This window comes from uncultured Lactobacillus sp. (genome assembly GCF_946477725.1).
GTDB lineage: Bacteria > Bacillota > Bacilli > Lactobacillales > Lactobacillaceae > Lactobacillus.
This window is the reverse complement of sequence record NZ_CAMKZC010000002.1, coordinates 44,120-62,528: the sequence shown is the minus strand read 5'-3', so window position 1 is coordinate 62,528 and position 18,409 is coordinate 44,120. Positions and strand designations below refer to the sequence as shown.

At 36.7% G+C, this 18,409-nt stretch carries 12 protein-coding genes; 8 read left to right on the top strand and 4 right to left on the bottom strand.

Annotated features, from left to right (window positions below; translation table 11 throughout):
• Nucleotides 1-19: 19 nt before the first annotated feature.
• Nucleotides 20-979: a diphosphomevalonate decarboxylase gene (gene mvaD / locus Q0R51_RS01555; RefSeq protein ID WP_294756210.1), complete on the bottom strand. Its 960-nt coding sequence runs from the start codon at nt 977-979 to the stop codon at nt 20-22.
• Between the two features lie 3 nt (nt 980-982).
• A complete protein-coding gene (gene mvk / locus Q0R51_RS01550; protein ID WP_294756209.1) occupies nt 983-1,891 on the bottom strand; it encodes a mevalonate kinase in 909 nt (302 codons plus the stop codon).
• Between the two features lie 75 nt (nt 1,892-1,966).
• On the opposite strand from mvk, the gene Q0R51_RS01545 reads away from it, so the two are divergent.
• From Q0R51_RS01545 to Q0R51_RS01510, 8 genes are all read left to right on the top strand, one after another.
• A complete protein-coding gene (locus Q0R51_RS01545; protein ID WP_294756208.1) occupies nt 1,967-5,440 on the top strand; it encodes a PD-(D/E)XK nuclease family protein in 3,474 nt (1,157 codons plus the stop codon).
• A gap of 2 nt (nt 5,441-5,442) precedes the next feature.
• A complete protein-coding gene (addA, locus tag Q0R51_RS01540; protein ID WP_294756206.1) occupies nt 5,443-9,084 on the top strand; it encodes a helicase-exonuclease AddAB subunit AddA in 3,642 nt (1,213 codons plus the stop codon).
• A 21-nt stretch (nt 9,085-9,105) separates the two neighbouring features.
• Entirely contained in the window at nt 9,106-11,895 is a 2,790-nt protein-coding gene (locus Q0R51_RS01535; RefSeq protein WP_294756205.1) for a helicase C-terminal domain-containing protein, read from the top strand.
• Entirely contained in the window at nt 11,882-12,364 is a 483-nt protein-coding gene (locus Q0R51_RS01530) for a hypothetical protein (protein WP_294756202.1), read from the top strand. Before Q0R51_RS01535 ends, Q0R51_RS01530 begins: the two co-directional genes overlap by 14 nt.
• A gap of 67 nt (nt 12,365-12,431) precedes the next feature.
• On the top strand, nt 12,432-13,730 hold the full coding sequence (asnS, locus tag Q0R51_RS01525) for an asparagine--tRNA ligase (RefSeq protein ID WP_294756201.1): 1,299 nt from the start codon (nt 12,432-12,434) through the stop codon (nt 13,728-13,730).
• A gap of 73 nt (nt 13,731-13,803) precedes the next feature.
• Complete coding sequence (locus Q0R51_RS01520) at nt 13,804-14,445, top strand: DnaD domain protein (RefSeq protein ID WP_294756199.1); 642 nt, start codon at nt 13,804-13,806, stop codon at nt 14,443-14,445.
• Entirely contained in the window at nt 14,446-15,075 is a 630-nt protein-coding gene (gene nth, locus Q0R51_RS01515; RefSeq protein ID WP_294756198.1) for an endonuclease III, read from the top strand.
• Nucleotides 15,076-15,138: 63 nt separating this feature from the next.
• Nucleotides 15,139-15,339 (top strand): DUF3923 family protein, encoded by a 201-nt coding sequence (locus Q0R51_RS01510; RefSeq protein ID WP_046324838.1) that lies wholly within the window; start codon nt 15,139-15,141, stop codon nt 15,337-15,339.
• Nucleotides 15,340-15,377: 38 nt separating this feature from the next.
• Here Q0R51_RS01510 and Q0R51_RS01505 read toward each other — a convergent pair whose 3' ends face one another.
• Both Q0R51_RS01505 and recU read right to left on the bottom strand, forming a co-directional pair.
• Nucleotides 15,378-17,744, bottom strand: a complete 2,367-nt coding sequence (locus Q0R51_RS01505) for a transglycosylase domain-containing protein (protein WP_294756196.1) — start codon at nt 17,742-17,744, stop codon at nt 15,378-15,380.
• On the bottom strand, nt 17,734-18,366 hold the full coding sequence (gene recU / locus Q0R51_RS01500) for a Holliday junction resolvase RecU (RefSeq protein ID WP_294756194.1): 633 nt from the start codon (nt 18,364-18,366) through the stop codon (nt 17,734-17,736). The genes Q0R51_RS01505 and recU overlap by 11 nt, the downstream gene beginning before the upstream one ends.
• Nucleotides 18,367-18,409 lie beyond the last annotated feature (43 nt).

Sequence of the window (18,409 nt, the reverse complement as noted above, 5' to 3'; positions counted from 1 at the left end):
ATCAATTAATTTACATTAACTAGTTCAGACATGAAATACCTGGACCAAAACTTGCATTTATTATGTTAACATTATGGAATTCGGATACAAACCTCTTAGTAATATCTTTTACATTTTTTAATTGACTTAAGATTTTTATATTAGGTCCGGCATCTATTGTGAAGTAACATTCTATACCAAGCCTGCGCAAATCAGCTACTAATTTGATTGCTTTAATAGTTGCAGGCTCAAAATATGTAAAACCCGGTTGGGCAGTTAAATTAACAGCATGCATTTCACAGGCATTTAATTCTGCTAAACTACCCAGTTTTGAAAAATCATTTGCTTTGATAGCAGCAACCATCTGGGCCAACTCAGCTTGATTACGCTCAAGCCACGGCCTGAAAAAAGGAGAGGTTTGCGCTTGTTTCATGCCCTGAGTGGAGGACAGGTCTTTAGGGTTTTTATTCAATTCAACCACCAATAGTTGTAAATCCATTTTAGGTTTTTCATCTAAAGCATAAGCATAGGATGATTCATTATCAGTACCTTTTTGCCAAATCGCAAAGCCGCCATATATTGACCTGCTGGCTGAACCTGAACCCCAACGAGCCAAACGGGAAAGTTCAACTGCTGATAAACTAATACCATAGTGAACGCAAAAGGCTCCGGCTAAGGCCGCAAAAGCTGAACTGGAGGAGGCCAAACCTGCGGCCGTCGGAACGTGATTAACTGATTCAACTTTTAAATTACCCTTAACGTCAAACTTTTCTTGTAACAGTTTTAAAAAAGAAAAAACCCTTTGGTAACTTAGTCCGCTTTGTTCAACACCATTTAACCAAAACTGATTTTTTGGACTAACAGAAACTTTAGTATCAGTGTAAAATTGATCCAGTGTCATAGACAAACTGGACATTAATGGTAAACGCAGACTTTGGTTTGCTTTGCCCCAATATTTTATCAAAGCAATATTGGTATGAGCACGAACTGTTTTTTCCATAAATTAAATTTCCTCAATCCAACTATGTGCCACGATATTTTGACATTTATGAGCTATTTTAAGAGCATCATCCTGATTGCGACACAAAGCAATCACTATGCCGCCCAGTCCGCTACCAGATAATTTAAAACCTAAGGCATCATTTGCATGAGCTATTTTTTCTAATTGATCAATCTTATCAGTCGAAAGGTTAAATGAATGCAATATTTCTTGAGCCCGATTGAAAGCTAAGCCAACTGTCGCTGCATCTTTATTTAACCAGGCAGTTTTAGTTTCATCAGCTAATCTACCTAATTGCTCAAGATTGTTTTGCGCTGTCGGGGATTCATTTAGAAGCTTATGAACTTGAGTGACAGCTTTTTTCGTACTACCCAAATCACCTGTATCCATGATAAGTAAGGTAGCTTGTAATTTCGACCTTAGCGGCTTAGGACCATCTTTTTGATTAAAAAAGACTAGGCAATCAGAATTAACAGTGGCAGCATCAAGGCCCGATGCTTTACCATGGTTGATCATTTCTGCGTGGTTAGTTATATTAATAATTTCAGTTTCAGTTAAATTTAAGTGGAAATAATCATTCATTGCGCGCGTAGTCGCCAGTGCCACGGTGGCGCTGGAACCTAAGCCGCGTTCAATTGGAATCTCTCCCGTATAGGTTATTTTAAGAGCTGCTTGACTTGCGGCTTTTTTTAACATTGTTTTAACTACATATTTTAAGCCATCATATTCATCCGGAGCCATAAAAAAAGGCCCCTGATAATGAGCCGTATCCATCCACATTTTTTCAGATGGTTCTACAGTTGTTTTAATATGCAAAGAAGTGATTGGCAATGCCAAAGCATCATAGCCATAAACTACTGAATGTTCACCAATTAAAATAACTTTTCCGTGTCCTAAAAAACTTGATTTCATTTTATTTAAGATCCTTATTGTTTTTAAAAATTTTTAGTTCCTATGCTAAAATAATGGCAAAGGAGCGCAGAACAGATGATTAAAATTTTACTAGGTCGGCAAACCGATCCCATGCAGGAAAAAGTTTTACAGGAAGCAATAGAAAATTATCAGCGTTTTCCTAATCATAAAACTTTTGTCATCGTTCCTAATCACATTAAGTTTACCACAGAAGTCAGGGCAATTAACAGGCTGGCTACCAGTAAAAACCAGACAGAGCAATCAGTGAAAAATTTACAAGTTTTATCTTTTTCCAGGTTGGCCTGGTTCTTCTTAAAAGATGCCGAACAGGGCTTACCAACAGAGCTGGATGATGCTGCAGCGGCTATGCTTTTAGCAAAAATCATTGAGCAAAAAAAAGAGCAGCTACATCTCTTTCAAACCACCAATTTAAATCCCGGCTTGCTCAAACAACTGTATGATACAATCTTGCAAATACGTGAAGGTAACTTGGACCTTAACGAGATTGATCTGGATACTCTTGATCTTGAAACCAAAAACAAAGTTGCAGATTTGAATATTTTATATTCTGCTTTCATTGAGGCTATTAAAGGTAAATTTTCTACTTCAAATGAAATTCAATTGCAATTAAATGAATATCTGGCTGACTGCAAGGGACTAAGCACAACCGACTTTTACTTCAGTGATTTTTCCCATTTTTCACTGCAAGAATGCTTAACCGTTAAATTACTGATGGCTAAAGCTCATAGTGTCACTTTGGCATTCAAAACCAAAGAGGGTGAAATTAACCCTAAACCTGAACCGGGAGACTATGATTACGTTATTCAAACTACCATCAATAAGCTATTGCAGTACATTCAAACTCGTAATTTGCCTCATCAAATATCAACGACAACTATTAGTCGCAAACCTACCAAAAGAGAGTTACTCAATGAATTTTGGACGGGCACGGTTAGTGAAATTGGTGAACTGGATCAGGTGCAGCTTGTGCGTGCTGACAATAGATACGCTGAAGCTTATTACGTTGCTCATACCATTTATCAGCAGGTTGCTTTAAGGCATTATCGTTACCAGGACTTTTTGGTTTTGGCACCTAATTTACATGAATACGAAACCTATTTAACTCCAATTTTAAGGCAGAATCAAATTCCGTTTTTTAATGACTTGCAGCAGGAAATGAAATATCACCCTCTGGTTGTTTTGATTGAAAATATTGCGCAGTTGCTAAATAGACCATTTCAAACGCAAAATATGCTGGCAATCATGAAAACTAGGCTCATTATCCCGAAGTGGTATCAAGATGAATCTGCATATATATACGATGTTGATCAGCTGGAAAATTTTGTTCTGGCACACGGCATTAACCATAATTTATGGCGCAGAAGTTTCACTGAATATATGGCTGCAGAGGTAATTGATTTAGACAAGGTACCAGAAGAAGTTAACAAAATAGATAAACTAAAGGATTTTTTTGTTAAACAAATTACCAAGTTGTTCCAAAGCTTAAAAGATGAGACAGATACCCAAAAAGCAATCACGACCTTTTTCGACTTTTTAACTCGAAACGGTGTGAATAATATTTTAGAAAAATGGCGTGCTGATGCTCAAGAGAGTGGAGCCTTGCAAGAAGCGCGTCAGTCTGAGCAGGTGTGGGACTTATTGATCAACCTCTTACATGATTATTTACTGATTAATCCGGACAGTTTTGAACTTAAGAGCTTTTTTGATGTACTGATCAATGGTTTTAAGGAAGCTACCTTTTCGCAAATTCCGGCCACACTTGATGCAGTCAATTTATCTGAAATGGGTATCGTGCAAGTTAGTGGCTATAAACAAGTTTTTATTATGGGCGCAACGGTTAATGGGCTGCCGCAGATACAAAACACTCCCGGGTTTTTAAGTCCAGAAAACCTAGCAGAACTGAAAAAGGATTTTGGTGAAGACTCATATATTGAAGACAGACAAGAATTAAGCAACTGGGATCAAAATTACCAGTTTGGTATTTGTCTGGCTTTAGCACAGGATAAAGTTTACTTAACTTATTCTTTAGCAACTGATGAGGGTAGTACTGTTCAGCCTTCAATTTATTATGAAAGGTTTAAGAACGCTAGTGCAGCAGAATTTTTGCAGCATAATCTGCCAGAAGAAACGAGTCAGCTACTGTCTTTTATTACTAATGCCCAAGCAAGTTTAGGCTACTTAGGTTACCTTAATAAGGCTGAAAAAAATATTGGCGTAAAAAAATTATTAAAGCTAACTCGTGATCTCTTACCACAAAAGACGACTAAAGTTATCACCGCAAGCCAATTTATTAATGAACCCCAAAACATTGGGCCTGACTTGGCGCAAAAATTATACGGCAGTAACCTTAATTCTTCGGTTTCTCAGCTAGAAACATTCTATGAAAATTCATATGAATATTTTCTAACTTATGGCTTGCATCTGCATAAAAGATTTGAAAATGAACTTGATACCATCCAGGCCGGAAACTACTTTCATGAAACTTTTGACAGGTTAGTTAAAGAATTAAATGAACGCTCACTCGATTTAGAAGAAATTGATGGCCCAACACTTAATGAGCTCCTCAAAGTGGCGCGCACTAAAATGCAGAGTGAAGCCCGGTATAAGCAGCTTTTGAATGATCCCTTTAACGAATTTTTATTTAAATGTCTTGACCAAACCACTACTAAAGTTGCTACTAACTGGCACAAGGCAGTCACCAAAACGCCGTTACGTGCTAAATATTCAGAACTTAGTTTTGGTAATGGTGAACTGGTCAAGGGACTTAACTTGAAAATTCCTAATCTCTCTGGCAGACATTACGTCAATTTAAGGGGCAAAATAGATCGAGTAGATTTAGCTCGGGTTGCTGATCAGAATGAATTACTAGCTCAAGTAATTGACTATAAGTCTTCCGCTAAGAAATTTAATTTAGGATTATTTTATCATGGTATCTCTTTACAAATGGTTTCCTATTTGAATGTCTTGCTGCAAAATAAAAAGTTTTTTGCAGGGTCTACGCCTTTTTCACTTTTAGGTGCTTTTTACCAAACTGTCACAAGGCAAACGGATAGACTAAATGGTAAAGATTTATATAGTACTAATTTGCAGGTCAAAAAAGCCAATTTAGATGGTCAAGTTAAGCTTAAATATACCGGTTTGATCAATAACGACCAATTATTAATGCTGGAAGCTGAGCCTGATTTAAAGCAGCCAAGCTATTCATCTTCTCTTTATACCGGGGTCAGATCCAAAAAAGATGGCACTTTAAAATTTAGTGGCAGTTCTTTTAAAGATGATGAACTTGACTTGCTGCTCAAATATGACGAAGAACTGATTAAAGAAGCTTCCAGTCAAATTTTATCAGGGCAAATAAAATTAAACCCTTATAAATACGGCAATGGTATCAATGCCTTAACATATTCAGATTACCGTGACATTTTCTTTTTTGATGCCATGCTGAAAGAAAATAAATATCATAAAATTGGTAATATTAAAAAGGAAGAATTACTTGAAAAAATCAAAAAACGGCTAAAGGAGAACGAATAAGAATGTCCCTAGGAGAAAAACGGTTTACACCAGTTCAGCAAAAAGCAATTAATGATCATGGCCGTGATATTTTGGTATCAGCTTCCGCTGGAAGTGGGAAAACAACGGTATTAGTGCAGCGCTTAATAAACGAAATACTTGCCGGAACCAGTGTTGACAAGCTACTGGTAGTGACTTTTACTAAAGCTGCTGCTTCCGAAATGAAGAAAAGAATTAAAACAGCATTATTAGCGGAGCTACAAAAGGCTTCCTCCAAATCATACCTGCGTCAACAGCTTAACTTGGTCGACTCTGCTAATATTTCGACAGTTGATGCTTTTTGCCTGGATGTAATACATCATTTTTATTACGTGATTGACATCGATCCCAGTTTCAGTATTTTGACTGATGATTCTCAAGCTGAGCTAATGCGCGAGCGAGCATTAAAAGATATTGAAGGTGAGTTTTTAGAAAATAAAGACGCTGATTTTGTTGCTTTCTATGATAATTTTGCTGGTGACAGGGATGCACAGACGCCACAGAATTTATTACTAGATTTGTATAATTATGCCATGACTAAGCCTGATTATCGTGACTGGCTTAAAGAACTACCGCAAAAATATCAATGCGGACCTGAAGTGGTTAAATCTTCATTATGGCAAAAGGCAATCAAACCGTATTTATTAGATCTTTTTCAGAGTTTAGCTGACAATATTGCGCAACTTTGTCAAAGTACTACCATGGCTACCAAGCAGTTAAATAAAGTCAAAGAAAGTTTTGACTTATTTGCAAAATGTCTTGCCAATTATTTGGCTGCTCTCAAAAATGATGCTGACTACGATGACCAAAGAGAAAAACTACGTGACTGTATTTTTCGTGGAAGTATGCGTAAATCCGCAAAGTGGGATGAAGATGTCATTGCCTTTTATGATGAATGTCATAGCGTAAAAGAAGCAGCAGCGGAACAGATTTTTACCTCTTTTACTTCTTTTTATGCCACGGACGAGCAAGAACAATTGGCTTTAATGCAAAAGGGTAAACAGATCATGTCAGCAATTGTAAAAGCTGAGCTGGCATTGATTGATCATTTTACTCAGTTAAAAAGAGCAGAGAATCTTCTTGATTTCAGCGACATGGAACAATTAGCTTATCAAATCCTCAGTCAGGATACTTCTGCATCCCAGATGGCGCGGTCTTTTTATCAAAATAAATACAGTGAGATATTGGTTGACGAGTATCAGGATATCAATCCCCTGCAAGAAAAAATATTGCAGCTGGTTAAAAAAGACGGCCAAAATAATATTTTTATGGTGGGTGACATCAAACAGTCAATTTATGGTTTTAGGCAAGCGGAACCGAGTTTGTTCTTGCATAAATATCAGGAAGCAGCGCTTAAAGAAAATGAACAAAAAGAAGAACGAATTTTATTATCTGATAATTTCCGCTCCACTAAGCCAGTAATTGCTATTGTTAATCAAGTTTTTAAAAATGTTCTTACCACAGATTTTGGTGGGATTGACTATCAAGCTGAAAGTCAGCTGGTCTACGGAGCGAGCTATTATCCTGAGAACTTACCAGCTGCAACAGAAATACTTTTTCATGAAAAAGACAATGATGAAAATACTGCTCAGGATGATACTGCTGATGATATCGATTCAGCTGAAATCGCCATGGTTATTAACCGCATTAAAAAATTCACAGAGGAAAACTTCTTAGTTTATGACAAGTCTTCAACTAATGATAATCATTTAAGACCTTTCAAATACAGCGATATTGTGATTTTAACCAGAAGCCGTAGCAACAACCTTGAGATCATGCAGGAATTCGCAAAGAATAATATCCCAATCATGGTTACGGATGCTAAAAATTACTTTCAAACTCTGGAATTAACTATCATTATGAATTACCTGCGCATAATTGATAATCCGGACCAAGATATTCCACTGGTAGCCGTCTTAAGATCACCCTTATTTAATTTTAAAGAGCCCGATTTAAGTCTTATTAGAATTCATACCCCCAAAGCTAGTTTTTACAATGCTTTAACTTCTTATGTGGCTGTTGGCGATGAGCTCAGTCAGAAAGTAAAAGATTTTTTGAACCAGCTTGAAGATTTGCGCAAATTTGCGGCAACGCACAGAATTTCAGAATTGATTTGGAGTATTTATGAAAGAACCAGCTTACTGGAAATTATGACGTCGCTACCTAACGGCAAGCAGCGCAGAGTTAACTTGGAAGCTTTGTATGAAAGAGCTGCATCCTATGAAAGTGCGGGATTTAAGGGATTATACCAATTTATTAATTTCATCGAAAGAATGCGGCGTAGCCAGAAAGACCTGGCTCAACCACTTTTAACTAAAGAAGCAGGAAATTCAGTGCGCTTAATGACAGTTCACGGTTCCAAAGGACTTGAATTTCCCATTGTGTTCTATTTAGGTTTGCAGCACCGCTTTCAAATGCGGGATTTAAGTAATAACTATATTATCAATAGCAAGTCAGTAGGTCTTACTATTAAAGAGACCCAGTATCGGGCTGATACACTTATCAAAGCAATTGATAATGTCACCAAAAAAAGACAGCTTTTAGAAGAAGAAGCACGTATCCTTTATGTCGGAATGACGCGTGCAAAGCAAAAGTTGATCTTGGTGGCGGATTTAAAGAATTTGCCCAAAACGATTAAAAAATGGCAAGATCAAGTTAATCAACATGGTCAGATAACTCTCAACAATAAACTTAATGCTACTAACCCCATGAGTTTCATCGGTCCTGCAATTGACTGGCAGAAACTTCTAAGTCAAAAAATCACAGATATAAACTTAGCTGCAGAAACAAGTCAAAAACTGCTTTATCTGCAATATCAGGATGAAAGTATCAATTTAAAAGAGCAAGCAGTTCCAGAAAAAGCTGAAAAAGATAATGTGTCAGCGTTAACAGAATATGCCAAAAAATTATACAACTTCAGTTATCCTTTTCAAGACGCAAGTCATACAACTGCTTATCAGTCTGTATCCGAAATTAAAAAAGCGTTTAATGATCCGCTTGATACCGAACTGGAAAATGCGCACCTGCTTTCTTCTACCAACCGTTATTTGCAACCGATTGATACTAAACCTGATTTTTTATATCAGACAAAATTTACCGGGGCAGAAATTGGGACGGCAATGCACCTGATCCTGCAATACTATGATTATCATGGCTCAGGCAAAGCAGACCAAGTTGAAGAAGAAGTGCGGCAGTTAGTAAAACAAAATAAGCTCAACAGCAAAATTGTTGCCAGTTTAAATTTGCAACAAATAAATTGGTTTGTTCATAGTGATTTTGCCCAAAAATTTTGGGAAAATCCTGCAAATCTGCAGCGCGAAATTGAATTTTCAAGTCTGCTGCCAGCTGACGTTCTATTTGCCAATTTCAGTGACCCGGATGCAAAAATTTTAATTCATGGTACAATAGACGGTTATTTTAGTGAAAAAGATGGCATAATATTGTTTGATTATAAAACTGATCATATCGATCACAGCCACTTAGAATTGGCTATCGCCAAAATTAAGCAAAAGTATGCGGGGCAATTGCGTTTATATGAAAGAGCTTTAAATTCTTTTTCCGACCAAAAAGTTAAAGCTAAATATTTAATCTTATTAGATGCATGCCAAATTGTTGAAGTTAAGTAAAGAAAGGAGGGGTAATGCAGAATGAAATCATTTGAGCAGACCGTTTTTGCGGTAGTTGATCTGGAAACTACCGGAACACAGCGAGAAGATAACAATCATATTATCCAGTTTGGCTGCGCCATTATTAAAAATATGAAAGTTGTCAAAACATATTCTTTTATGATAAACCCCCACCGTGAAATTCCAATAGCGGTTCAAAATCTGACTCATATACATAATAAGGATGTGGCTCATGCAAAAGATTTTTCTTTTTATGCACCAAAGATTGTAAAAATTTTAAAAGATACTGTTTTTGTTGCTCATAACGTCAATTTTGATTTGCCATTTTTAAATTATGAATTAGTACAACATGGTTATGAGCCTTTGACCAATCGTGCAATTGACACCGTGGAGCTGGCCAAAATTGCTTTTCCTACGGAACCATCATATAAATTGAGCGATTTGACGGCATTATTGCACATTAAACATTTAAACCCCCATAAAGCTGACTCTGATGCATATGGCACTGCAGTTTTACTAATAAAAATTATTGAGCGGCTCGAAAGTTTACCCCAAGCTACTCTTAACACGTTAAGCTCTTTGGCGCACGGTTTAATCCGCGACACTTCTTGGATCTTTACGACTATTGCTGATGATGCACGTAAAGAGAAACGTCCTTTATCTTCTGCATACCAACAAGTACGACAAATAATCTTGCGTAAGCAGGAAAAAGTAGCAATCACCGCAGGTCAGTCGTCAACTACTTTTCCGAAAAGTGATAGCGCAAAAAAGAAGCTGTTTCAAAATAAAATTAATTACCGGCAACCGCAGGTAGACCTAATTAATCGCATTGAACAGTTTTTAAGCGCCTCAAAGCAAAGGACACTATTAGTTGAAGCTCCTAATGGCACCGGTAAGACTTTTTCTTATTTATTTGCTTATTCCTATCATTTATATACCAATAGAAAATTAGTAATTGCTACGCCTACAAAAGTTTTGCAAAGACAGATTATTAATCATGAAATACCCCAATTATTGAACGTTACCAAGTTGGATTTAAAAGCCGAAGAAGTCAAAGCCAGCAGCCATTATCTTGATCTTGATGGCTTTTATCAGAGTTTATATCAAGGTACTCCTAATAAGTTGACTTTAGTTTTGCAAATGCGTATTTTAGTATGGTTAACCGAAACTAAGACCGGCGATTTAGACGAACTGCAGCTTACTAACTATCGTGCACCTTTATTTACTCAAATTGCCCATCCTGGAGATGCTCGCGTTGGTAGCATTTTTGCGGGCGTTGACTTTTGGAACTTGGCTAGACAAAGGCAAGAGCAGGCTGACATTTTAGTGACAAATCACGCCTATTTAGCCAACCATTATAATGATACTATTTGGGGACAAAATCCTTATCTCGTTATTGACGAGGCTCACCGCTTTGTAGACAATGTTATCAGTTCTAGAAACGATTCGTTTCAGTTCGAATCATTATGGGGGGCTCTCAACCATCTGCGTAATTTGCTTTATTATGCCGATGACAGTGTATTTAATCAATACGGTAATGACGTTCAGTTTAATTTTTTATTGGAAAAGCTGGATCCGGCAATCCTTGATTTAATTAAGGTAATTAATCATTTGCAGCGTTTACTTTGTTCTAAAAAGAAAAAGGCTGTCAGCCAAAATACTTTGGCTAATGGTAATTTGCTGCTTAGCTTTAGAGGAAGGGATTTATTTCCCAAAAATAGTCAGTTTTTAGTTAAGCTGATTGAACTGCAGCGGAAACTGGAAGACATCAGGCAGAATACTAATCAAATTTTATTTAAGATGTACAATGAAACTGACAATTCAAATATTGACCGGGATGCAATTTTAAGTGAAACTTCAGGCCAAATTGATCAACTGGATGATTTTATTACAAAAAGCTATCAGCTATCTGATTTACTTCGTAAAAAAGCTTATGTTGAATCAGAAGGCTTCATTGTGACTTTAACTAATCCTCAAGATCCTTTGAGTGCCAATTTAAGCTGGCTGATGCTTGACGCAACGCCAGAGTTGCAGAAAATATACGATCGCTTCGATCACATTTCATTTGTAAGTGCAACTTTGACTAGTGAAAATGGTTTTGATTTTATAATTAAACTTTTGGGTTTAACCGACTTAGCACCACAAAAATACATCGGAACAAGCACATTTAAATTAGCAAAACATCTTGAGGTTTTATCTGTAACTGATTTCCCAGATATCAATGATCCTACCTGCGAAAAAAAGCTAACACAAATTATTGAAAATGACTTGGCAGATAAAAATCATGTTTTAATACTAATGACAAATTTAGAACAAATTAAAAACACTTTTAGTGCTATTATCAATTCGCCCAACTTACGCGATTTTGAAATTTTGGCTCAGGGTGTTTCCGGGTCAAATAATCGTATTATCAAAAGATTCGCCATCGCTAAAAAAGCTCTGATACTTGGGGCAGATAGTTTTTGGGAAGGAATAGATTTTCACGAATGTGGTGTAGATTTGGTCATAGCAACCAAATTGCCATTTGAAGCCCCTGATTTACCTGAAGTTAAATTGCGCCAAAGACAGCTCATTGACAGCGGAATTGACGTTTTTCATTCTGATACGATGCCACGTGCGGTTATTCGGTTTAAGCAGGGAATGGGCAGGTTAATACGGGGAGAGCAGGATAAAGGGCAATTTTTAATATTAGATTCCAGAATTTGGTCTAAAGATTATGGTCCTATTTTTCTGGCTGCTGTTCCGGTTAAAGTCAAAAAAATATCTTTGAATGATTTACAAGAAAAGCTAGAGAACTATGATACAAGATGATACAAAACAAACATTTAAATTTTTAGCATGGGTATTCTTAATATTGGTATTGTTATACTTTGCTTTTATTATAATTTTTTATAAAGCGGGCAATCCCGAAAGAGCAGAAACCCGCGAGCTTGAAAGAATTGCTCTAGAAAAGACTCCAATTAAGTACACCGAAAAGACCTATCATTTGAATCGTGGTGTTAACAGCTATTCTTTAAAAGGTCTGACCAAAAATCATAAGACCTATTATTTTATTTATTTACCCGGATCTAAAAGAGCATATTTATATCCAGCAAGTAAGGGTGTTAATGAAGCAGTTATCCGCAACAAATACAGTACTAAAAGGCCAACTGCAAAAATTACTGAGGTAAATTTAGGCTGGTATCAGAATAAGCCGGTTTGGGAAGTAAGTTCTAAAAATGTTGCGGGGGAATATCATTATCAACTTTTTGATTTTAAAAACGGAAAATTAGTAGGTTAAGTCGCTAAATTACTCAAACTTTGGTATTATTAATTTGATTATGATAAGGAAAGTGGAATAAAAGTTTATGACAGAATTAATTTCTATAGCAGATTGTCGCAATCATGTCGACCAGGAAGTGCAGATGCACGTTTGGCTGACGGATAAACGTTCAAGTGGTAAGATAGTTTTCTTACAATTACGTGATGGCACAGCATTTTTCCAAGGCGTTGTTCGTAAAAATGCTGTTTCAGATGAAGTTTTTGAGACAGCAAAATCACTGCATCAAGAAGCAAGTTTCTACATCAAGGGGACTGTTCATCAAGACGAACGTTCTCACTTTGGTTATGAAATTCAGATTTCGGATTTGAAGCTTATTACTAATAATGAAGGCTATCCTATCGGTAATAAGGAACACGGTATCGAATTTCTTCTTGATCACAGGCATTTGTGGTTAAGAAGCAAGCGCCCATTTGCTATCATGCGAATCAGAAACGTCATTTTCAAAGCCACTGTTGACTTTTTTGAAAATGAAGGTTTTATAAAATTTGATGCTCCGATCTTTATGCATTCTGCTCCCGAAGGAACTACGGAATTATTCCATACTGAATATTTCGGTGGGGATGCATACCTTTCTCAATCTGGTCAACTTTATGGTGAAGTAGGGGCTGAAGCATTCGGAAAAATTTTTACTTTTGGTCCGACTTTCAGAGCAGAGGAGTCAAAAACTCGTCGTCATTTAACCGAATTCTGGATGATGGAGCCGGAAATGGCCTGGATGCATCAAGATGAATCTCTTGCTTTGCAGGAACGGTTCCTCTCATATGTCACTGGACAAGTTTTACAAAATTGCCAATATGAACTGGAAATTTTGGGCAGGGATCCTAAGAAACTTGAGCCTGCTTCTCAGGGCAATTATACCCGTTTGTCTTATGATGATGCAGTAAAAATGTTGCAGGATGATGGACGAGACTTTAAATGGGGGGATGATTTTGGCGCTCCTGATGAAGCCTTTATTTCCGAAAAATTTGATCGTCCGTTCTTCATAGTAAATTACCCAACATCTATTAAACCTTTTTATATGAAGAAAAACCCGGATAATCCTAAAGAATACTTATGTGCTGACGTTTTAGCACCTGAAGGTTATGGCGAGATTATGGGCGGATCTGAACGTGAAAGTGATTACGATACATTACTTAAACAAATTCATGAAGCCGGCTTAAATGAAAAAGATTATAGCTGGTACCTGGATTTGCGTAAATATGGTAGCGTACCTCATTCTGGCTTTGGCATGGGATTTGAACGAGTAATTGCTTGGATTTGTAATTTAGACCATGTTCGTGAAGCTATTCCGTTCCCAAGAATGATTAACAGACTCGAGCCTTAATATTAAAATCAATCAGATAATTAAAAGTTGAACTAAAAATACTTTAGTTCAACTTTTTTAAAGGAGAAAAATCATGCAATATAATGATTACCGTGCTTTAGGTGTAACTCTGTTATCAAATGGTCTCATCGCTTATTATCCGCAACTAAAAATCGATGACGCTGAAATGATGATCATTTTGCAATTGGAAATGTTTGCTCAAAAAGGAGACTTTTTTCCTACCAATGAACAAATTGCGGCAAACACTAATTTTTCCGTTGCAGAAATCGGTGCTTTACTACAAAAATTAATTGAACAAAATTTACTGGTAATCGATCAGGTAACTGATAAAAAGGGTATGATTGGAAATAAATATAACCTTAACCAGTTGTACGACAAACTAGATAAATTGTTGACAGGAAAAACTGATAGTACTCTCAATGAAAAAAACAACGAGAATTCAGCGTCTGTTATTGACAACAGTCCTCTGAATCGATTAGTTCGCCAATTTGAAATTGAATTTGGTCGCTACTTAAGCCCGATCGAACGAGAAGAAATTGCTGCCTGGCTAAACGTTGACCATTATGATCCTGCCATTATCAAGCTGGCTTTGCGGGAAGCTGTTTTATCTCAGGCATATAGTTTAAAGTACATCGATCGCATTCTGTTAAATTGGCAAAGGCATAATTTAAAAACAGTGAGTGAGGTCCAAAAGTTTTTGAGGAGGAATCGCTAAATGGGAGCAGAAAAAATTCTTAGTGCTAAAGAAGCTAGAAAAGTTTTAGAATGTATCAACAAAATGTATCCTGACGCAAAAAGTGAATTGGTATGGGATAATAAATTCCATTTATTATGCGCGGTTTTAATGAGTGCTCAAACTACTGATAAAATGGTAAATCGAGTAATGCCTAAATTTATGAAAGACTATCCTGAACCGAAAAACTTAGCAACAGCAACGATTCCGGAAATAGAAAAACATATCTCTCAAATTGGACTTTATCATTCTAAAGCTAAACACTTAAAAGCAACTGCTGAAATTTTAGTTTCAAAATATGATAGTAAAATTCCTCATGACAAAAAAAGTCTGATTTCTTTACCTGGAGTCGGAGAGAAAACGGCTAACGTTGTTTTAGCTGAAGGGTTTGGCATACCTGCGATAGCAGTCGATACTCATGTGTCACGAATTTCCAAGCGCTTTCATATAGTACCGCAAGATGCTAAGCCACTGGAAGTAGAAAAGAGATTAGAGGAAATTCTACCTAAAAGTGAATGGATTCATACACATCACGCTATGATTTTATTTGGTCGCTACTCAATGACGGCACGGGACAAAAATGACCCCTATACTTATTTAAAAGAAAAATAGTGCTAAAAAACTAAAAATTTAGTATAATTCCTCTAACAAATTAATTAAAAGGAGTTTTAAAACATGAGTAGGTGGCGCATAACTAACATTATTTTAGTTGTTTTATTTGCAAGTTTGGCATTATTTCTCTGGCTGCGTCCCTATGATGGCACGGGTACAGCTAATACAATGAATGTCAAACTCATTTCCTTAGCTGTTTTAATAGTCTTTTTTGCTTTTATTGGCCTTATAGAACTAATAGTTTATTTATTTGTGAAAAAATAATAAAAGAACCGCTGAAATTTTTTCAGCGGTTCTTTTAATTAATGATGATTCTCGTCATTGCCCGAGTTATTACTTTCGCCTCCAGGCTTGTTCGGCTTTTGTTCATGGTGCGGGTTATTTTCAGAATTGGAATTATTTGCATCATTATTTTGACTCGAATCAGATGAATTATCTTTACCAGTATTACCTGTTTGCGGCTTATCTTTTAAATCCTTATCTTTCTTTTCATTTTTATTATTTTGGGTCGTTGAACCATTCTCGTGATGAAGTGAATTTCTTTCTTGAGTATTGCTGGTAGAAGATGAATTATTAGTAATAGTTTTTTCATCGTCTTCATCATAGTCGCTGCTATCATCAACTATACCAACAGGAGAATGTCCACGAACAAACAGTTGCCATTCCCCTGTAGAAGAAACCTCTGGAGGATTCGAATTTTTAGCAATTCTAGCCCTAATCACCGAGTCGGGCTTTTGCCAGTCAACATTTTCTTTATTTCTCATCAAATAGGTCATCATATTTTTATAAAAAAGTTGCGCTGTCTGCTGACCAATGCCTGAAATAGTCCCATCTTTTAAGTTATCATAGCCGGTCCAAACACCAATTGCATAACGAGGTGTGTAGCCAACAAACCAGGAATCCTTTGGCGTAGCTGCATACCCCGGATAACGTGCTAAATCTTGTTCAGAATATTTAACGGATCCGGTTTTACCGGCATGATACAAACCATTAATCTGGGCATTTCTGCCAGAGCCATTTTTTATAACACCTTTTAACATATCCGTAATTATGTAAGCTGTGGCTTTACTCATAACACGAATACCCTCAGAATCATAATTTCTGGTTAATCCATCAGGAGTTTCAATTTTTGAAACAAATTGCGGTTTATGGTAAATACCCATCGTTGCAAAAGCACTAAAAGCTCCTGCCATTTGTAAACTGGAAGCATTCGCACCAATGGCTACAGACAGTCCGGAATCTTTCGGAATATCAATGTCCATTTTGCCGGCAAACTTTCTCGCACGAGGTATGCCGACTTCTCTTAACGTTTTTACTGCAGGAACGTTACGTGATTGTTCTAAGGCATGCCGCATAGTCATCATGCCGTCATATTTATTGTCCCAGTCGTATAATTGGACGTTGGTTCCCGGATAGACGTATTTGCTATCATCTAACATTTTAGCTGTGGACCAATTAAGGTATTCAATGGCAGGACCATAATCTAGAACGGGTTTAATTGAAGATCCAGTTGAACGGGTAGTTTGTACAGCCCGATCTAGGCCTAGCTGGACTGAAGAAGGCAGGTGCCTGCCGCCCAATATAGCTACCACATGACCATTGCTAGGATCAACTACGGAAGCACCAATCTGCATTTTATCGTTAGTAAAAGGAACTTGCCCATTATTAGCCAATTGATATAGTTTCTTTTGAGCTTTCTGATCCATATTAATCGTAATTTTTAAATTATCACGGAAAGGATCAAAGCCCTTGGCTCTAACCTCAGCGATTGCTTCTTTAACATAAGGATCATTAATTTTACGTAAATTTGATTGCTTGCGCTGATTATGCGGTTTTAAGCCTTTTTTAATGCTTTCCTTGCTAGCCTCATCATATTGTTCTTGCGAAATTTTTTTATTCCTCAACATTGCCTTTAAAACAATATCGCGGCGGTATTTTGCATATTGCGGGTAGGTATAGGGATTATAAACAGTCGGCCTATTAGGCATTCCTGCCAGCATTGCTGTTTGAGCTAAGTCTAAGTCCCCAATTTTTTTACCATAATAAAAGTTAGCTGCAGTGCCAATTCCAGTATTGCCATAATTCATGTAAACTTTATTTATATAAAATTCCAAGATTTCATCATGACTGTATTCTCGCTGCACTCTCATGGCCAGCCAGGCTTCTTGAGCCTTTCTGCGTAAAGTTCGTTGGGAAGCAGCTGTTGAAAATTTTGTCAGCTTAACTAACTGCTGGGTGATAGTAGAACCACCGGCAGAAATAGTTTTACTTTTGGCATTAGTTAACATTGATCCAACAATTCTAATCGGATCAATTCCCAATTTATCCCTATAAAAGCGCTTGTCTTCAACGGATACGATAGCATCTTTTAACAGTTGCAAATCTTCGCTGTCTTTAACGTATAATCGCTTTTCGGTACCTAAAGACATTACAAATTTACCATTTGTATTATATAATCCTGAAGAGCCGCCACTTTCAAGGTCAGCGCGACTAATATTGGGAGCATCTTTAGCGTAAAATGCAAATAGACCAAGGCCAGCTACCAGAAAGAGAAAAATAACCATAAACGTCCACTTTAGTATGCGGCGCCACAATGGTTTAGGTAAACTTTGGCGGTAGTTTTTACGTGATTCACGTCCATTATTTGAGTTGAAATTTTTATTTGTCATCGTGTATTTTCCTATCCGAGATAAAAGAATCTACAGCTTTCAAATACGGAAGTGTTGGTTGAAAACCGTTCTTAATCTCTATTGACCAATCCTCGACTTCTTTTAATGTTAATGAACTTTTGTTTTTAGTCCACCAAGCTTTGATAATTGCGCTTGCTGGAGTAACAAAATAGCGGTTTAAGCTTGTAAATCCTATTATTGTAAAGCATATTCCTTTTTGCTTCAAGCATTCTGCTAGGTGGACTATTTGATGTTCGTGAAAATTTTTTAAAGGAAAATTAGTTTTGTTTTTGGTTTCTTTTGCCTCAAAGTCCAGATAGTATCCTTTATATACACCGTTATAATCTGTGGTCGATTCCTGGCGAAAGTATGCTTCTTTTATTACTGCACGTGATCTTTTAGGGTAGTCTACCTTAACAATTTGAACTGGCGTAGGTTTTTTATGTACCACGGCAATTTCTTTAGTACGATAATATTTATTAGATTCATTAATCATCTGTTCAAGGTTCATGCCTCGATCGGAAAAATTAATATTTTTATGTTTTCTTTTATGATGGGAAGCTTGGGGCTTATCATTTAAGTTGCGAAAAGCGGCAGAACTGCCGGTTGGATATTTGACCATAAATATCACTCCTGCTAGCATTATAGCAATAAAGAAAAAGTTT